Origin of the sequence: Streptomyces spinoverrucosus, from assembly GCF_015712165.1 — a bacterium.
GTDB lineage: Bacteria > Actinomycetota > Actinomycetes > Streptomycetales > Streptomycetaceae > Streptomyces > Streptomyces spinoverrucosus_A.
Map to the genome: position 1 here is coordinate 344037 of NZ_JADPZX010000002.1, position 15494 is coordinate 359530.

Here is a 15494-nt window from a genome sequence, read left to right on the forward strand (position 1 = left end):
CGGGCTGCCTTGGCCACTGGTTGATCGCCGCTGCCCGCACGGCAGTAGGGTGACGCCGTGGCACCACGACCCTTGAATGAAATCGTCGAAGCGGGCTGGGCGCAGGCCCTGGAACCCGTGGCCGGGCGGATCGCGGAGATGGGTGACTTCCTGCGCGCGGAGATCGCCGCGGGACGCACCTATCTCCCGGCCGGGCCGAATGTCCTGCGGGCCTTCCAGCAGCCCTTCGACGAGGTGCGTGTCCTGATCGTCGGGCAGGACCCGTATCCGACTCCGGGCCACGCGGTGGGGCTGTCCTTCTCCGTCGCACCGGATGTGCGCCCGCTGCCCGGCAGCCTGATCAACATCTACCGGGAGCTCAACACCGACCTCGGGCTGCCCCAGCCGTCCAACGGCGACCTCACGCCGTGGACCCGGCAGGGCGTGCTGCTGCTCAACAGGGCGCTGACCACGGCCCCGAGACGCCCGGGCGCGCACCGGGGCAAGGGCTGGGAGGAGGTCACCGAGCAGGCCATTCGCGCACTGGCCGCGCGCGGCAAACCGCTGGTGTCCATCCTGTGGGGCCGCGACGCCCGCAACCTCCGCCCGCTGCTCGGCGACCTCCCGTCGGTGGAGTCCGCCCACCCCTCCCCCATGTCGGCCGACCGGGGCTTCTTCGGCTCGCGCCCGTTCAGTCGCGCCAACGACCTGCTCATGCGCCAGGGGGGTCAGCCGGTGGACTGGCGTCTGCCGTGAGGGGAGCCGGAGGCGGCCCCGCGCCCGCGAGCGCCGGAGGTTTCCTCGCCGTTGACTCCGGTGGTTCCGGGCTGCGGGTCGTCGTCGGGGACGTGGAGCGGGGGCCGCTTGCGGTGCGGGAGTCCGCGGTGCCGGTGCGGACGGGTGCCCGGGGGATCGATGCCGGGCATCTGATGGAGCAACTGGTGCCGCTGGTACGGGACTTGACCGCCGAGGCGGGTGTCCCGGCGCTCGGTACGGCCGCTGTCGGGGCCGCCGGTTTCAGCACGCTCGGTGATGACCTGCGGTCCGAACTTCCTGGTGCGCTGCGCCGGGAGTGCGGGATCGGGACGGTGGCCCTCGCCGCCGACGCGGTCACCGCGTACGCGGGCGCGCTGGGTTCGCGGCCCGGTGCGGTCGTCGCCGCCGGTACGGGGCTGATCGCCGTCGGGACCGATCTCGCGCACTGGCGACGGGCGGACGGCTGGGGGCACCTGCTCGGCGACTGCGGGAGCGGCGCCTGGATCGGGCGGGCCGGGCTGGAGGCCGCGCTGCGCGCGCACGACGGACGGGAGGGCGGTTCGGCGCGACTGCTGGAGTGCGCCGAAGAGTTGTTCGGCCCGGTGCGGGGGCTGCCCGGCACACTCTACCCACGCCCGGACCGGCCCGCCGTCCTCGCGTCCTTCGCACCACGGGTGGCAGCCTGCGCCGATGAGGGCGACCCGGTCGCCGTGGCCGTCCTGCGGGCGGCCGCCCGGCACATGGCCGACTCCGCTGCCGCCGTCTGCCCCACCGAAGGCGAGCCCCGAATCGCCCTCACCGGTGGCCTGTTCAAGATGGGCGCCTCTCTCCTCGTACCACTGGACGAGGAGCTGGCCGCGCGCATGCCGCACGCACGACGGGTCCCGGCCGAGGGCGATCCGCTGCACGGCGCGGTGCGGATCGCGACCGAGTTGGCGACCGGGGCGCTCACCCTGCCGCGTGACGAGAAGATGCTGTACGTGGTGACCGGACAGGGCGACTGATTCTCCGACTTGCCCCCGTTCGTTCCGCGCAAGCCACCGCTCACCGCACGGAAACCCGCTGATCACTTCCGATCCGTACGTAACTCATCAGACAAAACTGGACGGATACCGCTCACCTGCCCCCTCCCCGAACAGGGGAACCCAGTAAGCCAGTAACATGCGGCGCCATGAGCTCCCCCACTGGGCCCGCGTCCGGCCTGCCAGTACGAATGCCGCGCCCCCGCCAGCCCGGGCGGCACCGCCGACCCGAGCCGCTGGCGGCTCCCGAGGGCGCGCCCGCGCTCGTCCTCGCGGTTCCCGGCACGCCCAGCGCCGCCACGCGCAGTCTCGCCGAGGAGGTCGTGAGCATCGCCCGCTCCGAGCTCCCCGGCCTCGACGCCCGGATCGGCTATGTGGACGGGGACGGCTCGGAGTTCCCCACCCTTCAGGCCGTGCTCGCGCGCGCCGCCGACGAGCGCACCGCCCGCTACGAGCAGGCGCGGGCCGCCGGAATGGACGTCAGGGAGCCCGACGGCCCCGTCGCCGTCGTGGTGCCGCTGCTGGCCGGTCCGGACAGCGCGCTGCTGCGCCAGGTCCGCCAGGCCGTGATGGACAGCCGGGTCGCCGCCGAACTGACCGACGTACTCGGCCCGCACCCGCTGCTCGCCGAGGCCCTGCACGTGCGGCTGTCGGAGGCGGGTCTGGCCCGCGCCGACCGCGCTCGCCTGTTCACCGTGGCCACGGCCGCGGACGGCATCATCCTGGCCTCGGTGGGCGGCGAGGAGGCCGTGCAGGCGGCCGGGATCACCGGCATGCTGCTCGCCGCGCGGCTCGCCGTGCCGGTGATGGCGGCGGCCCTCGATCAGGAGGGCTCGATCGCCTCCGTCGCCGAGCAGCTGCGTTCCTCGGGCTCGCAGCAGCTGGCGCTCGCCCCGTACCTGATCGGCCCCGAGATCGACCCGGGCCTGATCGAGGAGGCCGCGAAGGAGGCGGGCTGCCCCGCCGCCGAGGCGCTCGGCCCGTACCCGGCGATCGGCAAGCTCGCGCTGGCCAAGTACACGACGGCGCTGGGCATCGCCCCGCAGCAGCCGCAGGGTACGCCGGTGCGCTGACACCGAACAGTCATACGACCGAGGGCCCGCTCCGCATCCCGGAGCGGGCCCTCGGCCTTGGCGGCGACGGCGAGTCTTCGGCGGTGCCAGTCGGCCGCCCACGGCGCCCGGTCAGTCGAACACCACGCAGGACGCCGCGGCCACCTTGACCGAGCCGACCCGTCGCGGCATCCCGCTGTCCCGGTCGATCGCGAACCACGTGACGTCACCGGAGCGCTCGTTCGCCACGTACAGGAACCCGCCCGACTCCGCGATCGCCCGCGGCCAGTGGCCCGCGCACGGCACCGTCCCGGTCAGCCGCAGCTCCTCCCCCTCGACGGCGAACACCGACAGCACGTCCGCCCCGCGGGTCGCGGTCCACACGAAGCGGCCGTCGGGCGAGGCGACGATGCCCGAGGGGTAGGCGTCCCCGGCCGGGCTGCCGGGCAGTACCGGCGTCTCGGTGAGCGGCTTCAGCGAGCCGTCGGAGGCGTCCCAGCGGCAGACAGTGACGGTCGGGGTGAGTTCGTTCACTACGTAGGCGTGGCCGCCGCTGGGGTGGAAGGCCAGGTGGCGGGGGCCGGAGCCAGGACGCAGGGCGGTCTCGCGGTGCAGGACGAGGCCGCCCTCCTTCAGCGTGCACACGCGTACGGAGTCCGTGCCCAGGTCGACGCTGACGACCCAGCGCCCGCTCGGGTCGGGCTGCACCTGGTGTGCGTGCGGGCCCTGCTGGCGGGGCGTGTGCGGGCCGGAGCCGGTGTGCCGGAACACGCCGGACGGGGCGGCGGCGAGGGTGCCGTCGGGGCGCAGCGGCACGGCGGAGACGCTGCCGGAGCCGTAGTTGGCGGTCAGGACGTGTCCGGCGAAGACGCTGAGGTGGGTCGGCCCGTTGCCGTCGACGAGGACGGGCCGGCCCGCCGGTTCGGGTACGGCGCCGGTGACGCGGTACGCGGCGACCGCACCCTCGGCCGTCTCGCTGACCGCGTAGAGGGTCTGCCCGCCGGGCGAGAGGGCCAGGTAGGAGGGGTCGGGTACGCCGTTGAGGCTGCCCAGCACCGTCAGGGCGCCGCTCGCCGCGTCCACGGCCGCCGTCACCACTCCGGGGCCGCCGGCCGCCGTGAACGACCCGATGAACGCCCGCCCGCCGTCCGCCACCGCTGTCCCCTCTCGGTTGTCGGGTGTCGCGGCCGACGCTAGCAGTTGATCACGCGCGGTCTAGACCAAGGCGGGGCTCCGTCGGTCGAGTCCGTGTCGACCTCAGGCCCCGACCAGCGGCGATCCGAACGGTGTGCGCAGCGGCGTGGCGAGTTCCGCGAGGGCGCGTTCCAGGCCGTGGAGGTGGGCGAGAGCCGGTTCGGCCGCGAGCGGCTCGGGTGCGAAGGAGACGGCCCGCTCCGCCGTACCGTCCGTGAGCGCCTCCACAGCGGCCTGCACGCGCCAGCAGGCGGCGGTCAGGCGGACGTCGTGGGAGGCCTCCGGATCGGCGGCGACGGCGACGAGACCCCGGATCTCGCGGGCGCAGTCGTCGAGCAGGGCGATCACCCGTCGGGCACGCCGCTTGCGGGCCGGCATCGGGTTCAGCGGGTGGACGAGCGGGGCGAGCGAGAGCCGTACCCGGCCGAGGAGCTGCTCCAGTTCGGCCACGCGCGGGGCGGGGTCGGCGGCGTTGTCACCGGCGAGGCGGGCCGCGGCCTCGGCGGTGCAGGCGTGGACGCAACGCAGGGCGTGCCGGATCCAGGCGTTGTTGACGGTGTGGGTGGTGACCGGCAGCACGAACAGCACGGCGAGCACGGCACCCAGCGCCCCGACCCCGGTCTCGGCCAGGCGCAGGGCGAGCAGGGCGGGCTGGAGCAGGTCCAGCAGGCCGTAGAGCAGCTCGGCGAGCAGGGTGACGCAGAGCATCATCCAGGTGTACGACACGGCGGCCGTGTAGAAGATGCCGAACACACACGCGGCGACGAGCACGGCCGACGGGACGACGGCGCCGTCCAGCGGGACGGCGACCAGCAGTCCGAGGGCGATGCCGAGCACCGTGCCGAGGACGCGTCGGAAGCCACGGACGAGGGTCTCGCCGCGCGAGGTGGTGTTGACGAAGATCCACCAGGTGGCGCCGACGGCCCAGTACCAGCGTTCCGCGGATACCAGCTGGCCCACCACGAGCGCGAAGCCCGCACCGGCGGTCGCCTGGATCGCCTGCCGGGTGGTGATCCGGGCGAGACCGATGCCGTCCGGCGGGGTGACCGCCGGGGCGGGAGGCGTGCGCCGCTCGTAGCACCACAGCCCGAAGCGCACCGCGGCCGCGCAGAGCACGGAGAGCACGACGGCGGCCGACAGCTCGGGCAGCTGCCCAGGGGTGGCCTGGAGGAACTGCGCGATGAAGAAGGTCATGAACGCGAACACGCCGAGGCTGTGCCCGCGCGGCCCCCAGCGGCGGGCGTAGACGCCCATGCCGACCACGGCGAGGAAGGTGAGGTCACGGGCGACGGGATGGTCGTGCAGCCCGGCCGCGGCGGCCAGGACCGGCAACCCGACGACGGGCAGCAGCGCGGTCGTGACCGCCTGCCCCCGCACGGTGGCGTCCGTGACCGTGAACAGGGCGAGCAGCGCGGCCAGTCCCCCGGTGACGGCGCCGACGAGGGAGTGACCGGCGAGCCCGCACACGACGACCGCGAACCCGATGCCGAGCACGGCCCGCGCGGCGAAGCGCAGCCGCGCCCGCCCCGGGTCCGGCGCCACGAACACCCTCTTCAGCACTGCTTCCCGCCCCCTGCTACGACCGGCATGAAAAAGGCGCCGCGGGATCCGCAGCGCCATCGACGCCCCCATGACAGCATCTGTTCCACCACTGGCTCAAGTGCCCTCGGATTCACTGGACCATTGGCACAGCGCGGGTTGCCATGAGCGACCCGCCACCGGGCCATCGGACCACGTCGGACGGCCCATTCCCTGAGCGCTTCATTGAGCCATTGGTACAGTCGGAGATGATCAAGCAACGAGGAGGCGGGCACCATGGCCGTGGACGAGCTGGACACCCGCATCCTGCGCCTGCTGCTGGAGCAGCCACGGACGAGCGTGCGCGAGTACGCCCGCATCCTCGGCATCGCCCGCGGCACGCTCCAGGCCCGCCTGGACCGGCTGGAGCGGGACGGTGTGATCACCGGCACGGGTCCGGCGCTCTCCGCCGCCGCGCTCGGCCATCCGGTGCTGGCGTTCGTGCACATCGAGGTCACGCAGGGCCACCTGGACGAGGTGGGCGACGCACTGGCCGCCGTGCCGGAGATCGTCGAGGCGTTCTCGATCACGGGCGGCGGCGATCTGCTCACCCGGGTCGTGGCGCGCGACAACGAGCACCTCGAGGACGTGATCCAGAAGCTGATCAGCCTGCCCGGCGTGGTCCGCACCCGCACCGAGGTGGCGCTGCGCGAACGCGTCCCGCACCGGCTGCTGCCGCTGGTGGAGTCGATCGGGCGGACGGCGCGGAAGCAGGCCCTGACATCCTGATCCCATGAGCAGTCTCGCCGGCCTCTCGGTCATCTTCGATCTCGACGGAACGCTCGTGGACAGCGAGCCGAACTACTACGAAGCCGGTCGGCTGACCCTCGCCGAGCACGGCGTGCCGGAGTACACCTGGGACCAGCACGAGCGGTACGTCGGCATCAGCACCCTGGACACGATCATCGACTGGCAGCGGCGCTACGACCTGTGCGCCCCGGTGGCCGAGCTCCTCGAGGCCAAGAACCGCCGCTATCTGGAACTCGCCCGCGCCTCCACGCGCGCGTACCCGGAGATGCGGACGTTCGTGGAACTGCTGGCCAGCGAGGGCGTTCCAATGGCCGTCGCCTCGGGTTCCTCGCCGGAGGCCATCGCGGCGGTCCTGGCCGGTACCGGCCTCGACGCCCATCTGCGCACCCTGGTCTCGGCCGACGAGGTCGCCCACGGCAAGCCCGCCCCCGACGTCTTCCTGGAGGCCGCCCGCCGCCTGGGCGCGGACCCGGCCGACTGCGTGGTCGTCGAGGACGCGGCCCCGGGCGCGGCCGCCGCCCACGCGGCCGGCATGCGCTGCATCGCCCTCCCCTACGTCCCCGACCAGGCGGACGGCCCCGAGTTCGCGACTGCCGACCTGCTGGTGCGGGGCGGGCAGAGGGAGTTCACGGCACGGACGGCGTACGACTGGCTCATGCGCACGGGCTGACCCCAACAGCACACGCCCGTACGCCACATCACCGTCGTACGCGTCAGAACCATTGACGCCCTCCCGCCGCACCCCTACGGCCTGGCCGACCATACGGACATTGTTCTCAATACCGAACACCGTGGAGGAGCACATGGCACCGCCCCCTCCCGTAGGACCCTCCTGCGGACGGCGATCGCCGCAGCGGCCGTACCCGGACTCGCCACGGCGGTGTCCGGGCGCACCGCGGCGGCGACGCCGCCGCCGCCCGCGTCCTGGACCCTGCGCCCCTTCCACCTCAAGGACGTCACGCTCGGCAACGGGATCTTCGCCGCCAAACGGCAGTTGCTGCTCGATCACGCCCGGGGCTACGACGTGAACCGCCTGGTGCAGGTGTTCCGCGCCAACGCGGGACTCTCCACGGGCGGCGCGGTCGCCCCGGCGGCTGGGAGGGGCTGGACGGCGAGCGACTACACGCCCAAGCAGGGCACCACGTGCTGCGAGGCACGGGCATGGAGAGCGACACCAAGTACCAGGACTCGGTGTACTTCCAGCAGGCCGACGGCAGCGCCCTGTACGTCAACCTCTACAGCCCGTCGACCCTGAGCTGGGCCGAGAAGGGCGTCACCGTCACGCAGACCACCGGCTTCCCCCGCGAGCAGGGGACCACACCACACTCACCGTCCGGGGCCGGCGCACCGCCTTCGATCTGCGGCTGCGGGTGCCGTCGTGGGCGACGGCCGGTTTCCGGGCGACCGTCAACGGCCGGTGCCGGGCAAGCCCCTCCACCACACCCTCGACGGCACGGAGTTCGCCCCGTTCTTCGAGGGCACCGAGGATCCGACGCACGCCTACTTCCGGCGCGTCGAGCCCCGAGTGGTCTTCGGCGACCGGGACTCCGGGGTCGCCAACCCCGCCAAGGCCGACGGCACCACACTGTTCGACGAGGTGTGGGCCGGAGCGCCGTTCGACGGCGAGGGCGCGCTGGTGGCGCGGGTGCGGTCGACGGTGAAACGCGTGGGTGGCGGCGGGGCTGCTCGCACGGGCCGACGGTGACACGGTGGTGCGTACGGCGCGGCAGGCGTCGTACGTCCGGTGACCCGGGGGACTACGAACGGCGGCGGGGCTTGCCGCGGCGGGCGCCCTTCGGGGTCCGCGGCTGCTGCCTCGCCGTCGGCTTGCGGCGGGCGGCGGGCTCCGCTCGGCGCTTCTCCTTCGGCTGGGCGGCCTGCGCCGGGGTGCGGCCACGGGTGCTGTTCACTGTCCGGCCGCGCACGATGCCGATGAAGTCCTCGACCAGGTCGGTGTGCGCGTCCTCCGGCCAGGACAGGGCCACGCTCGACTGGGGCGCGTCCACGAGCGGCCGGTAGGTGAGGTCCCTGCGGTGGTGCAGCCGGGCCAGGGACTGGGGGACGGCGAGGACACCGATGCCCGCGGCAACGAGTTCGACGGCGTCGGCGGTGGTGGCGGGGCGTTCGAAGGCCGGCTCACCGGGCAGCTGCTCCCAGCCGAGGACGTCGTCGAGGGGATGCAGGACGACCTCCTCGGCGAGGTCCTCGACCGTCACCTCGTCCGCCGCCGTGAGCAGGTGGTCCTTGGGGACCACGACGACTGTCGCCTCGGTGTAGAGGGGGATCGCGCTGAAGACCGTACGGTCCACGGGCAGCCGTACGATCCCCGCGTCCGCGTCGCCGGCGCGCAACACATCGGATGCCTCGGCGGCCGTCACGGAGACGAGGGTGAGGGAGACGTCGGGCAGGCGTTCGTTCCAGATCCGCACCCACTTGCCGGGTGTCGCCCCAGGGACGTACGCGAGCCGGAACGTGGGGGGTGCTTCCGAGCCTGTCACCCCGCCAGGTTACCGGCTGTGGTCGGATGTCCCTCATTCGGACGTATCGCATCCGGCGGATAGTCTGGACGGCATGAAGTCGCACCAGACCACCCAGACGATGAAGCCCGCGACCGCGGCGAAGAAGCTGGGTGTGTACCTCCCCGCCACGCCCGCCGAGTTCCAGGAGGGCGTCGTCTCGCGCGCCGAGCTCAACGAGTTCCAGGCCAATCCGCCCCAGTGGCTGCGGGAGCTGCGACGCAACGGTCCGCACCCGCGGCCGGTGGTGGCGGCGAAGCTGGGCGTCTCCATCGCGGGTCTCGCGCGTGGCGGGGTGACCGAGCCGCTCACCACCGAGCAGATCGAGACGCTGAAGCAGGAGTGTCCCGAGTGGCTGGAGAAGGAGCGGGCCACGCAGGTCGAGGTGCGCAAGGAAGCGGCCCGGCTGAAGCAGCAGAAGGCCGAGCGTCCCTGAGGTTTCCGAGTGCGTTCCCCCGGCGGAAACGGCCTGCTCAGGGCAGGGCGAACGCCGGGTGCGCGCCGTTGAGGAAGTAGTCGCCGACCTCGCGGAGCCGGTGGGCGACGGGTTCGCGCAGGGTGTGGGTGCGGGTGTCGCGCCAGAAGCGGTCGAGCCCGTGGCGCTGGGCGGCGGCCCGCGTGCCGATCACGTCCAGGGCACGCGTGGTGATCTCCTGCGCGGCCCGGGTGGCGGCCGCCTCGGCGACGCTCGCCAGGACGGTGATCTCCGCGCACTCGTCGTCGTCCAGGTCCTCGCCCCGTGACAGTCCGCGCGTCAGCGCGTCGACCGCCTGCCCGGCGAGGGCGGAGGCGGACCGGGCGAGCACGGCGAGTTCCCCGTAGCAGCTGACCAGGTACGGGTCCTGCGTCGGGCCACCCGGCCGGTTGTACTCGCGCGCCTCGGCCAGCAGTCCCTCGGCGACCCCGAGACAGAAGTGCGCGGAGACCAGCCGCGCGACCGGCGCGGCCAGCCCGGCGAACGGCGACAACACGCCCTCGTCCGCGGAGAGCGACCCGAACACATCACCCGCCGCGACCGGCACGGCGTCGAAGTCCACCCCGCCGACGGCCGCCAGCCGCTGCCCGAACGTCTCTCCGTCGGTGCGGTACCCCACGCCCGGGTGGGCCGGATCGGCCAGGACGGCCAGCGGCTCACCGGTGCCGGACCGCGCCGCGCGCACCAGCAGCCGGTCGGCGACTGCGGCTCCGGTGACGCCACTGTGGTGACCGTCCAGGAGGTAGCCGTCCCCGGCGGGGGTCAGGGTCAGCGGCGCCTCGCGGGAGGCGATGCCGCCGCCCCAGCACCACCGGCCCGCCGCCGACTCCCGCTCGACGCGGGCGGCGACGGCGGGAGGGGCGAAGAAGCGGGCGCCGGCGGACAGGAAGTAGTGGCTGCCGAGCAGCCGGCCGATCGCACCGTCGGCCGCCGCGATCGTACGGACCACCGCGTAGGCGGTACGCCAGTCCGAGCCGCCTCCGCCGTGTTCGGTGCCAGCGAGGAGGGTCAGCAACCCCGCCTCGCGCAGCCGTTCGACCTCGTCGTGCGGCGTCTTCCCGGCCTGTTCGCGCTCGACCGCGTCGGTGGCCAGGTCGTCCGCCAACTCCCGGGCTGTGTGCAGCCAGTGCGCGTGCGCGGCTTCCGGGTCGGTCATGACGGCGGCCTTCCTTCCTGCGTGAACGCCATCCTCACGCGGGCCGTCGACGCAGGTCAAGATTTCCTAGTAACTCGATAGGAAAATCGGGGAAGACGGCCGGAACCCGTCGATCCGCGTGCGGCTGGGGCCACTTGCCACTCCGAGAAGCGGCCGTCACGCCGCCGTCATGGCCTCCTCCCGGTGGATCGGCGTCCCCGAGTCGGTCAGCGGTACGCCCGTGCCGCCGCGCCGGGCCGCGATGATCTCGGCGGCGATGGACACGGCCGTCTCCTCGGGCGTACGGGCGCCGAGATCCAGGCCGATCGGTGAGCGCAGGCGGGCCAACTCCCGCTCCCCCAGGCCGGCTTCCCGCAGCCGCCGTTCACGGTCCTCGTGGGTACGGCGGGAGCCCATCGCGCCGACGTACGCCACCGGCAGCCGCAGGGCTTCGGTCAGGAGGGGTACGTCGAACTTGGCGTCGTGCGTGAGGACGCACAGGACCGTGCGCGCGTCGGTCCGGGTTCGCCTGAGGTAGCGGTGTGGCCAGTCGACGACGATGTCGTCGGCCTCGGGGAATCGGGCGCGGGTGGCGAAGACGGGGCGGGCGTCGCAGAGGGTGACGTGGTAGCCGAGGAGTTTGGCGGTGCGGGTGAGGGCTGCGGCGAAGTCGATGGCGCCGAAGATGATCAGGCGGGGTGGGGGTGTTCGGGACTGTACGAAGAGGGTGAGGTCGCAGAGTTCTGTCGTGCCGGTGCGGCCTGCTTCCAGCAGGGCGTGGGTTTCGGTCGCGATGCGTTCCAGTGGTGATGTCGTCCGGCGGGTGCGGGTTGTTTGTGGATGGTCGCGTCCACGCGGCGGAGCCGCACATGTGACAGCCCCGCGCCCCTTGAGGGGTGCTTCATCCAGGTCAGTCACATTCGTCTCGTACGTTCCGTCTGGATGTACGAGCAGCTGTTTGCCTATCAGTTCCGTGGGGCCCGCTGCCACTTGGGCCAGAGCCATGGGCTCTCCGCGCGCCGCGGCCCTCAGGGCGCTTGTGATGACCTCTCTGTCCTGGGTGACCGGTGTGATCAGGACCTCGATCTCGCCGCCGCAGGTCAGGCCCACCGCGAAGGCGTCCTCGTCGCTGTAGCCGAAGCGTTGGCGGATTGTTTCGCCGTTCTGGAGGGACTGGACGCACAGGTCGTACACCGCCCCCTCGACGCAGCCACCGGAGACCGAGCCGATGGCCGTGCCCTCGGTGTCGACGGCGAGGGCGGCGCCGGGGGCGCGGGGTGCGCTGCCGGAGACGGCGATGACCGTGGCGACGGCGAAGTCGCGGCCCTCCTCGGCCCAGCGGTGCAGTTCGTCGGCGATGTCAAGCATCGGTGGCCGCCTGTAGGACGCGGTCGGGCCGGATGGGCAGGTCGCGGTGGCGTACGCCGGTCGCGTGCCAGACGGCGTTGGCGATGGCTGCGGCCGCGCCGACGATGCCGATCTCGCCGATTCCCTTGATGCCGACGGGGTCGTCGGGGTCAGGGTCGTCCACCCAGTCCGCCTCGATGTGCGGGATGTCGGCGTGCGCGGCGACGTGGTAGCCGGCGAGGTCGGCGCCGATGTTGGCGCCGGAGGCGCGGTCGCGGAGGGCTTCCTCGTGCAGGGCCATGGAGATGCCCCAGATCATGCCGCCGACGAGTTGGTTGCGCGCGGTCAGCGGGTTGACGATCCGGCCGGCGGCGAAGATGCCGAGCATGCGCCGGACGCGTACCTCGCCGGTGGTGACGTCCACGGCGACCTCGGCGAACTGCGCCCCGAAGGAGTGCCGTTCCTTCTGGGCGAGCGCGGCGATGGCCTCGGTGGTGTCGGACCGTACGGTGATGCCCTCCGGCGGGATGTCCGCGCCCAGCGCCAGCCGTTCGCGCAGTTCACCGGCCGCCGCGGTGATCGACCAGGCCCAGGAGCGGGTGCCCATGGATCCCCCGGCGATCATCGCAGGCCCGAAGTCGCTGTCCCCGATGCGCATCCGGACGCGGTCCGGCGGCACCTGGAGCGCGTCGGCGGCGACCAGGGTGAGTGCGGTACGGGCTCCGGTGCCGATGTCCGCGGCGGCGGTGCGCACCGTGAAGGTGCCGTCCGCCTCCGCCGTCACCGCCGCCGTCGAGGGCCCGGCTCCGGCGAAGAAGGAGGACGCCGCCGTGCCGGTGCCGAGCAGCCAGCGGCCGTCGCGGCGCACGCCGGGGCGCGGGTCCCGGTCCGCCCAGCCGAAGCGGCGGGCGCCCTCCTCGAAGCAGGCGAGCAGGTTGCGGCTGCTGAACGGCAGCCCGGAGACGGGGCCGGCCGTGGGCTCGTTGCGGGCGCGCAGGGTGATCGGGTCGATGCCGCACTTCACGGCGAGTTCGTCGAGCGCCGACTCCAGCGCGAACGCCCCCGGTGCCTCACCCGGCGCGCGCATCCAGGTCGGGGTCGGCACGTCGAGCCGTACGACGTGGTTGGCGGTGTGGTGGGCGTCGGCGTCGTACATCACCCGGGCCACACCGGCGCTGGGCTCGACGAAGTCGAGCACCGTCGACGTGTGGTTCAGGGAGCGGTGTTCCAGGGCGCGGAGCCGTCCGTCGGGGTCCGCGCCGAGCCGGACGCGCTGGGCGGTGGGGCTGCGGTGGCCGGTCAGCGTGAACATCTGGCGGCGGGTCAGGACGACCCGGACCGGACGCTGGAGGACGGTCGCGGCCATCACTGCGGCCACCTGGTGGGCGCGTATGCCCTTGCTGCCGAAGCCGCCGCCGACGTGCTCGGAGCGCACCCGCACCGCGCCCGGCTCGAGGGAGAAGAGCTTCGCCAGGCCGTCCTGGATCCAGGTGGCGCCCTGGTTGGAGTCGATGACGTCGAGCCGTCCGCCGTCCCAGCGGGCCGTCGCCGCGTGCGGCTCCATCGGGTTGTGGTGCTCCTCGGGGGTCGTGTACGCGGCGTCCACGACGACGGCGGACGCGGCGAGTTCGGCCTCCAGCTCACCCTTCCCGGTCACCGCGGGCATGTGGCCGTCCACCTGGTGGGCGTCCGTGCGGTCGGCGGAGAGGGCGACGTCGTGCGGCTCCTGGTCGTAGTGCACGACCAGTGCCTCGGCGGCCTCGCGGGCCTGCTCGGACGTCTCGGCGACGACCAGCGCCACCGGCCAGCCGACGTGCGGCACCCGGTCGTTCTGGAAGAGGGCGGCCGACGGGTCCGGCGGGACGCCCAGCAGGCCGACGTGGTCGGTGTCGACGCGGGGGGCGTTGCCGTGGTGCAGGACGGCGACGACGCCGGGCATCGCGAGGACGCGGTCGGTCTCCAGGGCGCGGATGCGGCCGCGGGCGACGGAGGACAACGCCAGCCAGCCGTGGGCGAGTTCGGCGAAGGGGATCTCCGCAGCGTAGCGGGCGGCACCGGTGACCTTCTCCCGGCCCTCGACGCGGGTGTGGGCGGTGCCGACGGCGGACGTCAGGCGGGTGACGGTGGTCATCGGGCGTCGGCCTCCTCGGCGAGTTCGGTCAGCACGGCCACCACGAGGTTGCGCATGAGGGTCACCTTGTATCGGTTGTGCGGCAGTGGCTCCGCGGCGGCCAGTTCGGCGTCCGCCGCTGCGGCGAAGGTGTCGGCGTCTGCCGGGGCTCCGGTCAGCAGCTGTTCGGCCGTCCGTGCCCGCCACGGCCGGGACGCGACCGCGCCGAACGCCAGCCGGACGTCTCGTACGACCCCCTCGTCGACGTCGAGCGCGGCGGCGACGGAGCCGATCGCGAAGGCGTACGAGGCACGCTCACGCACCTTGCGGTAGCGGGAGTTGGCGGCTGTGGGCGTCGGCGGCAGGGTGACGCCGGTGATCAGGGCGCCCGGCGGCAGGGCGGTCTCCCGGTGCGGTGTATCGCCCACCGGCAGGTAGAACTCGGCGAGCGGCGACTCCCCGGGCCCGTCCTCCGTCTCGTACGAGACGACGGCGTCGAGGGCGGTGAGCGCGACCGCCATGTCCGAGGGGTGGGTGGCCACGCAGTGCTCGGAGGCGCCCAGGATCGCGTGGTTGTGGTGCTCGCCCTCGATGGCGGGGCAACCGCTGCCGGGAACGCGCTTGTTGCACGGCTGGGTCACGTCGGCGAAGTAGCCGCAGCGGGTGCGCTGGAGCAGATTGCCGCCGACGGTGGCCATGTTGCGCAGCTGGCCGGAGGCGCCGGCGAGCACCGCCTGCGTCAACGCCGGGTAGCGGCGGCGGACTTCGGGGTGGGCGGCGAGGTCGCTGTTGGTGACGGTGGCGCCGATGCGCAGACCGCCGTCCTCGGTCGGCTCGATCCGGTCGAGGGGCAGTTCGCGGACGTCGACGAGCCGGGCGGGCCGTTCGACGCCGGTCTTCATCAGGTCGACGAGGTTGGTGCCGCCGCCGAGGAAGCGGGCGTCCGGGTCGGCGCCGAGCAGCGCGACCGCGCCGGCGACGTCGAGGGCCCGCTGATAGCCGAACTCCCTCATGCCGCCGCCTCCTCGGACTCCCGCTGCTCGTCGGCCGCACGGGCGACGGCCTGGACGATCGACACGTAGGCACCGCAGCGGCACAGGTTGCCGCTCATCCGCTCCCGTATTTCCTCGGGTGTCAGCGGTGGCGGTCCCGCCTCGGGCCTTACGTCGTCGGTGGCGGCGCTCGGCCAGCCCGCCGCGTGCTCCTCGATGACGGCGATGGCCGAGCAGATCTGGCCCGGTGTGCAGTAGCCGCACTGGAAGCCGTCGAGGTCGAGGAACGCCTGCTGCACCGGATGCAGCCGGTCACCGTCGGCCACGCCCTCGATGGTGGTGATCTCCCGCCCGTCGGCCGCGACCGCGAGCTGAAGGCAGGACACGGCCCGGCGGCCGTCGACCAGCACGGTGCAGGCACCGCATTGTCCCTGGTCGCAGCCCTTCTTCGTGCCGGTGAGATCGAGGCGCTCGCGTAGGGCGTCGAGCAGGGTGGTGCGGTGGTCGACGGACAGCGGGTACTTCTCGCCGTTGATGTTCAAGGTGATGGCGCTGGACGTCGATGGGGCCATGATCAGCCTTCTTTCG

At 73.2% G+C, this 15494-nt stretch carries 14 protein-coding genes and 1 pseudogene; 7 read left to right on the forward strand and 8 right to left on the reverse strand.

Annotated elements, in window-relative coordinates; translation table 11 throughout:
* The first annotated feature begins 57 nt into the window (after positions 1-57).
* From I2W78_RS36875 to I2W78_RS36885, 3 genes are all read left to right on the forward strand, one after another.
* Positions 58-735 carry a uracil-DNA glycosylase gene (locus I2W78_RS36875; RefSeq protein WP_196465090.1) on the forward strand — a complete coding sequence of 226 codons (678 nt, stop codon included), beginning with the start codon at positions 58-60 and terminating at the stop codon, positions 733-735.
* A complete protein-coding gene (locus I2W78_RS36880) occupies positions 732-1739 on the forward strand; it encodes an N-acetylglucosamine kinase (protein ID WP_196465091.1) in 1008 nt (335 codons plus the stop codon). The genes I2W78_RS36875 and I2W78_RS36880 overlap by 4 nt, the downstream gene beginning before the upstream one ends.
* A 167-nt stretch (positions 1740-1906) precedes the next feature.
* The gene (locus I2W78_RS36885; protein WP_196465092.1) at positions 1907-2830 is read left to right on the forward strand and encodes a sirohydrochlorin chelatase; all 924 of its coding nucleotides are present in this window, start codon (positions 1907-1909) and stop codon (positions 2828-2830) included.
* 111 nt (positions 2831-2941) lie between these two features.
* Here the strand turns inward: I2W78_RS36885 and I2W78_RS36890 are convergent, their stop codons facing one another.
* Complete coding sequence (locus I2W78_RS36890; RefSeq protein WP_196465093.1) at positions 2942-3964, reverse strand: lactonase family protein; 1023 nt, start codon at positions 3962-3964, stop codon at positions 2942-2944.
* Between the two features lie 102 nt (positions 3965-4066).
* Positions 4067-5563: an FUSC family protein gene (locus tag I2W78_RS36895; protein ID WP_196465094.1), complete on the reverse strand. Its 1497-nt coding sequence runs from the start codon at positions 5561-5563 to the stop codon at positions 4067-4069.
* Between the two features lie 255 nt (positions 5564-5818).
* Here I2W78_RS36895 and I2W78_RS36900 point away from each other — a divergent pair, with 255 nt between their 5' ends.
* The 3 genes and pseudogenes from I2W78_RS36900 to I2W78_RS36910 form a co-directional block, all read left to right on the forward strand.
* Entirely contained in the window at positions 5819-6310 is a 492-nt protein-coding gene (locus I2W78_RS36900) for an Lrp/AsnC family transcriptional regulator (protein ID WP_196465095.1), read from the forward strand.
* A gap of 4 nt (positions 6311-6314) precedes the next feature.
* Positions 6315-7001 carry an HAD family hydrolase gene (locus tag I2W78_RS36905; protein WP_196465096.1) on the forward strand — a complete coding sequence of 229 codons (687 nt, stop codon included), beginning with the start codon at positions 6315-6317 and terminating at the stop codon, positions 6999-7001.
* Positions 7002-7448: 447 nt separating this feature from the next.
* Positions 7449-8079: pseudogene (locus I2W78_RS36910) on the forward strand (beta-L-arabinofuranosidase domain-containing protein); the annotation flags it as partial.
* Positions 8080-8088: 9 nt separating this feature from the next.
* Here I2W78_RS36910 and I2W78_RS36915 read toward each other — a convergent pair.
* Entirely contained in the window at positions 8089-8829 is a 741-nt protein-coding gene (locus I2W78_RS36915) for a LysR family substrate-binding domain-containing protein (RefSeq protein ID WP_196465097.1), read from the reverse strand.
* A 73-nt stretch (positions 8830-8902) separates the two neighbouring features.
* Here I2W78_RS36915 and I2W78_RS36920 point away from each other — a divergent pair, with 73 nt between their 5' ends.
* Positions 8903-9283, forward strand: a complete 381-nt coding sequence (locus I2W78_RS36920) for a DUF5997 family protein (RefSeq protein WP_196465098.1) — start codon at positions 8903-8905, stop codon at positions 9281-9283.
* Between the two features lie 37 nt (positions 9284-9320).
* Here I2W78_RS36920 and I2W78_RS36925 read toward each other — a convergent pair whose 3' ends face one another.
* From I2W78_RS36925 to I2W78_RS36945, 5 genes are all read right to left on the reverse strand, one after another.
* Complete coding sequence (locus I2W78_RS36925; protein WP_196465099.1) at positions 9321-10478, reverse strand: acyl-CoA dehydrogenase family protein; 1158 nt, start codon at positions 10476-10478, stop codon at positions 9321-9323.
* Positions 10479-10634: 156 nt separating this feature from the next.
* Positions 10635-11825, reverse strand: coding sequence for an XdhC family protein (locus I2W78_RS36930; RefSeq protein WP_196465100.1), 1191 nt, complete (start codon positions 11823-11825; stop codon positions 10635-10637).
* Positions 11818-13935, reverse strand: coding sequence for a xanthine dehydrogenase family protein molybdopterin-binding subunit (locus tag I2W78_RS36935; protein WP_196465101.1), 2118 nt, complete (start codon positions 13933-13935; stop codon positions 11818-11820). The genes I2W78_RS36930 and I2W78_RS36935 overlap by 8 nt, the downstream gene beginning before the upstream one ends.
* Complete coding sequence (locus I2W78_RS36940; protein WP_196465102.1) at positions 13932-14927, reverse strand: FAD binding domain-containing protein; 996 nt, start codon at positions 14925-14927, stop codon at positions 13932-13934. The genes I2W78_RS36935 and I2W78_RS36940 overlap by 4 nt, the downstream gene beginning before the upstream one ends.
* Positions 14924-15478 carry a (2Fe-2S)-binding protein gene (locus tag I2W78_RS36945; RefSeq protein ID WP_196465103.1) on the reverse strand — a complete coding sequence of 185 codons (555 nt, stop codon included), beginning with the start codon at positions 15476-15478 and terminating at the stop codon, positions 14924-14926. The genes I2W78_RS36940 and I2W78_RS36945 overlap by 4 nt, the downstream gene beginning before the upstream one ends.
* Positions 15479-15494: the final 16 nt, after the last annotated feature.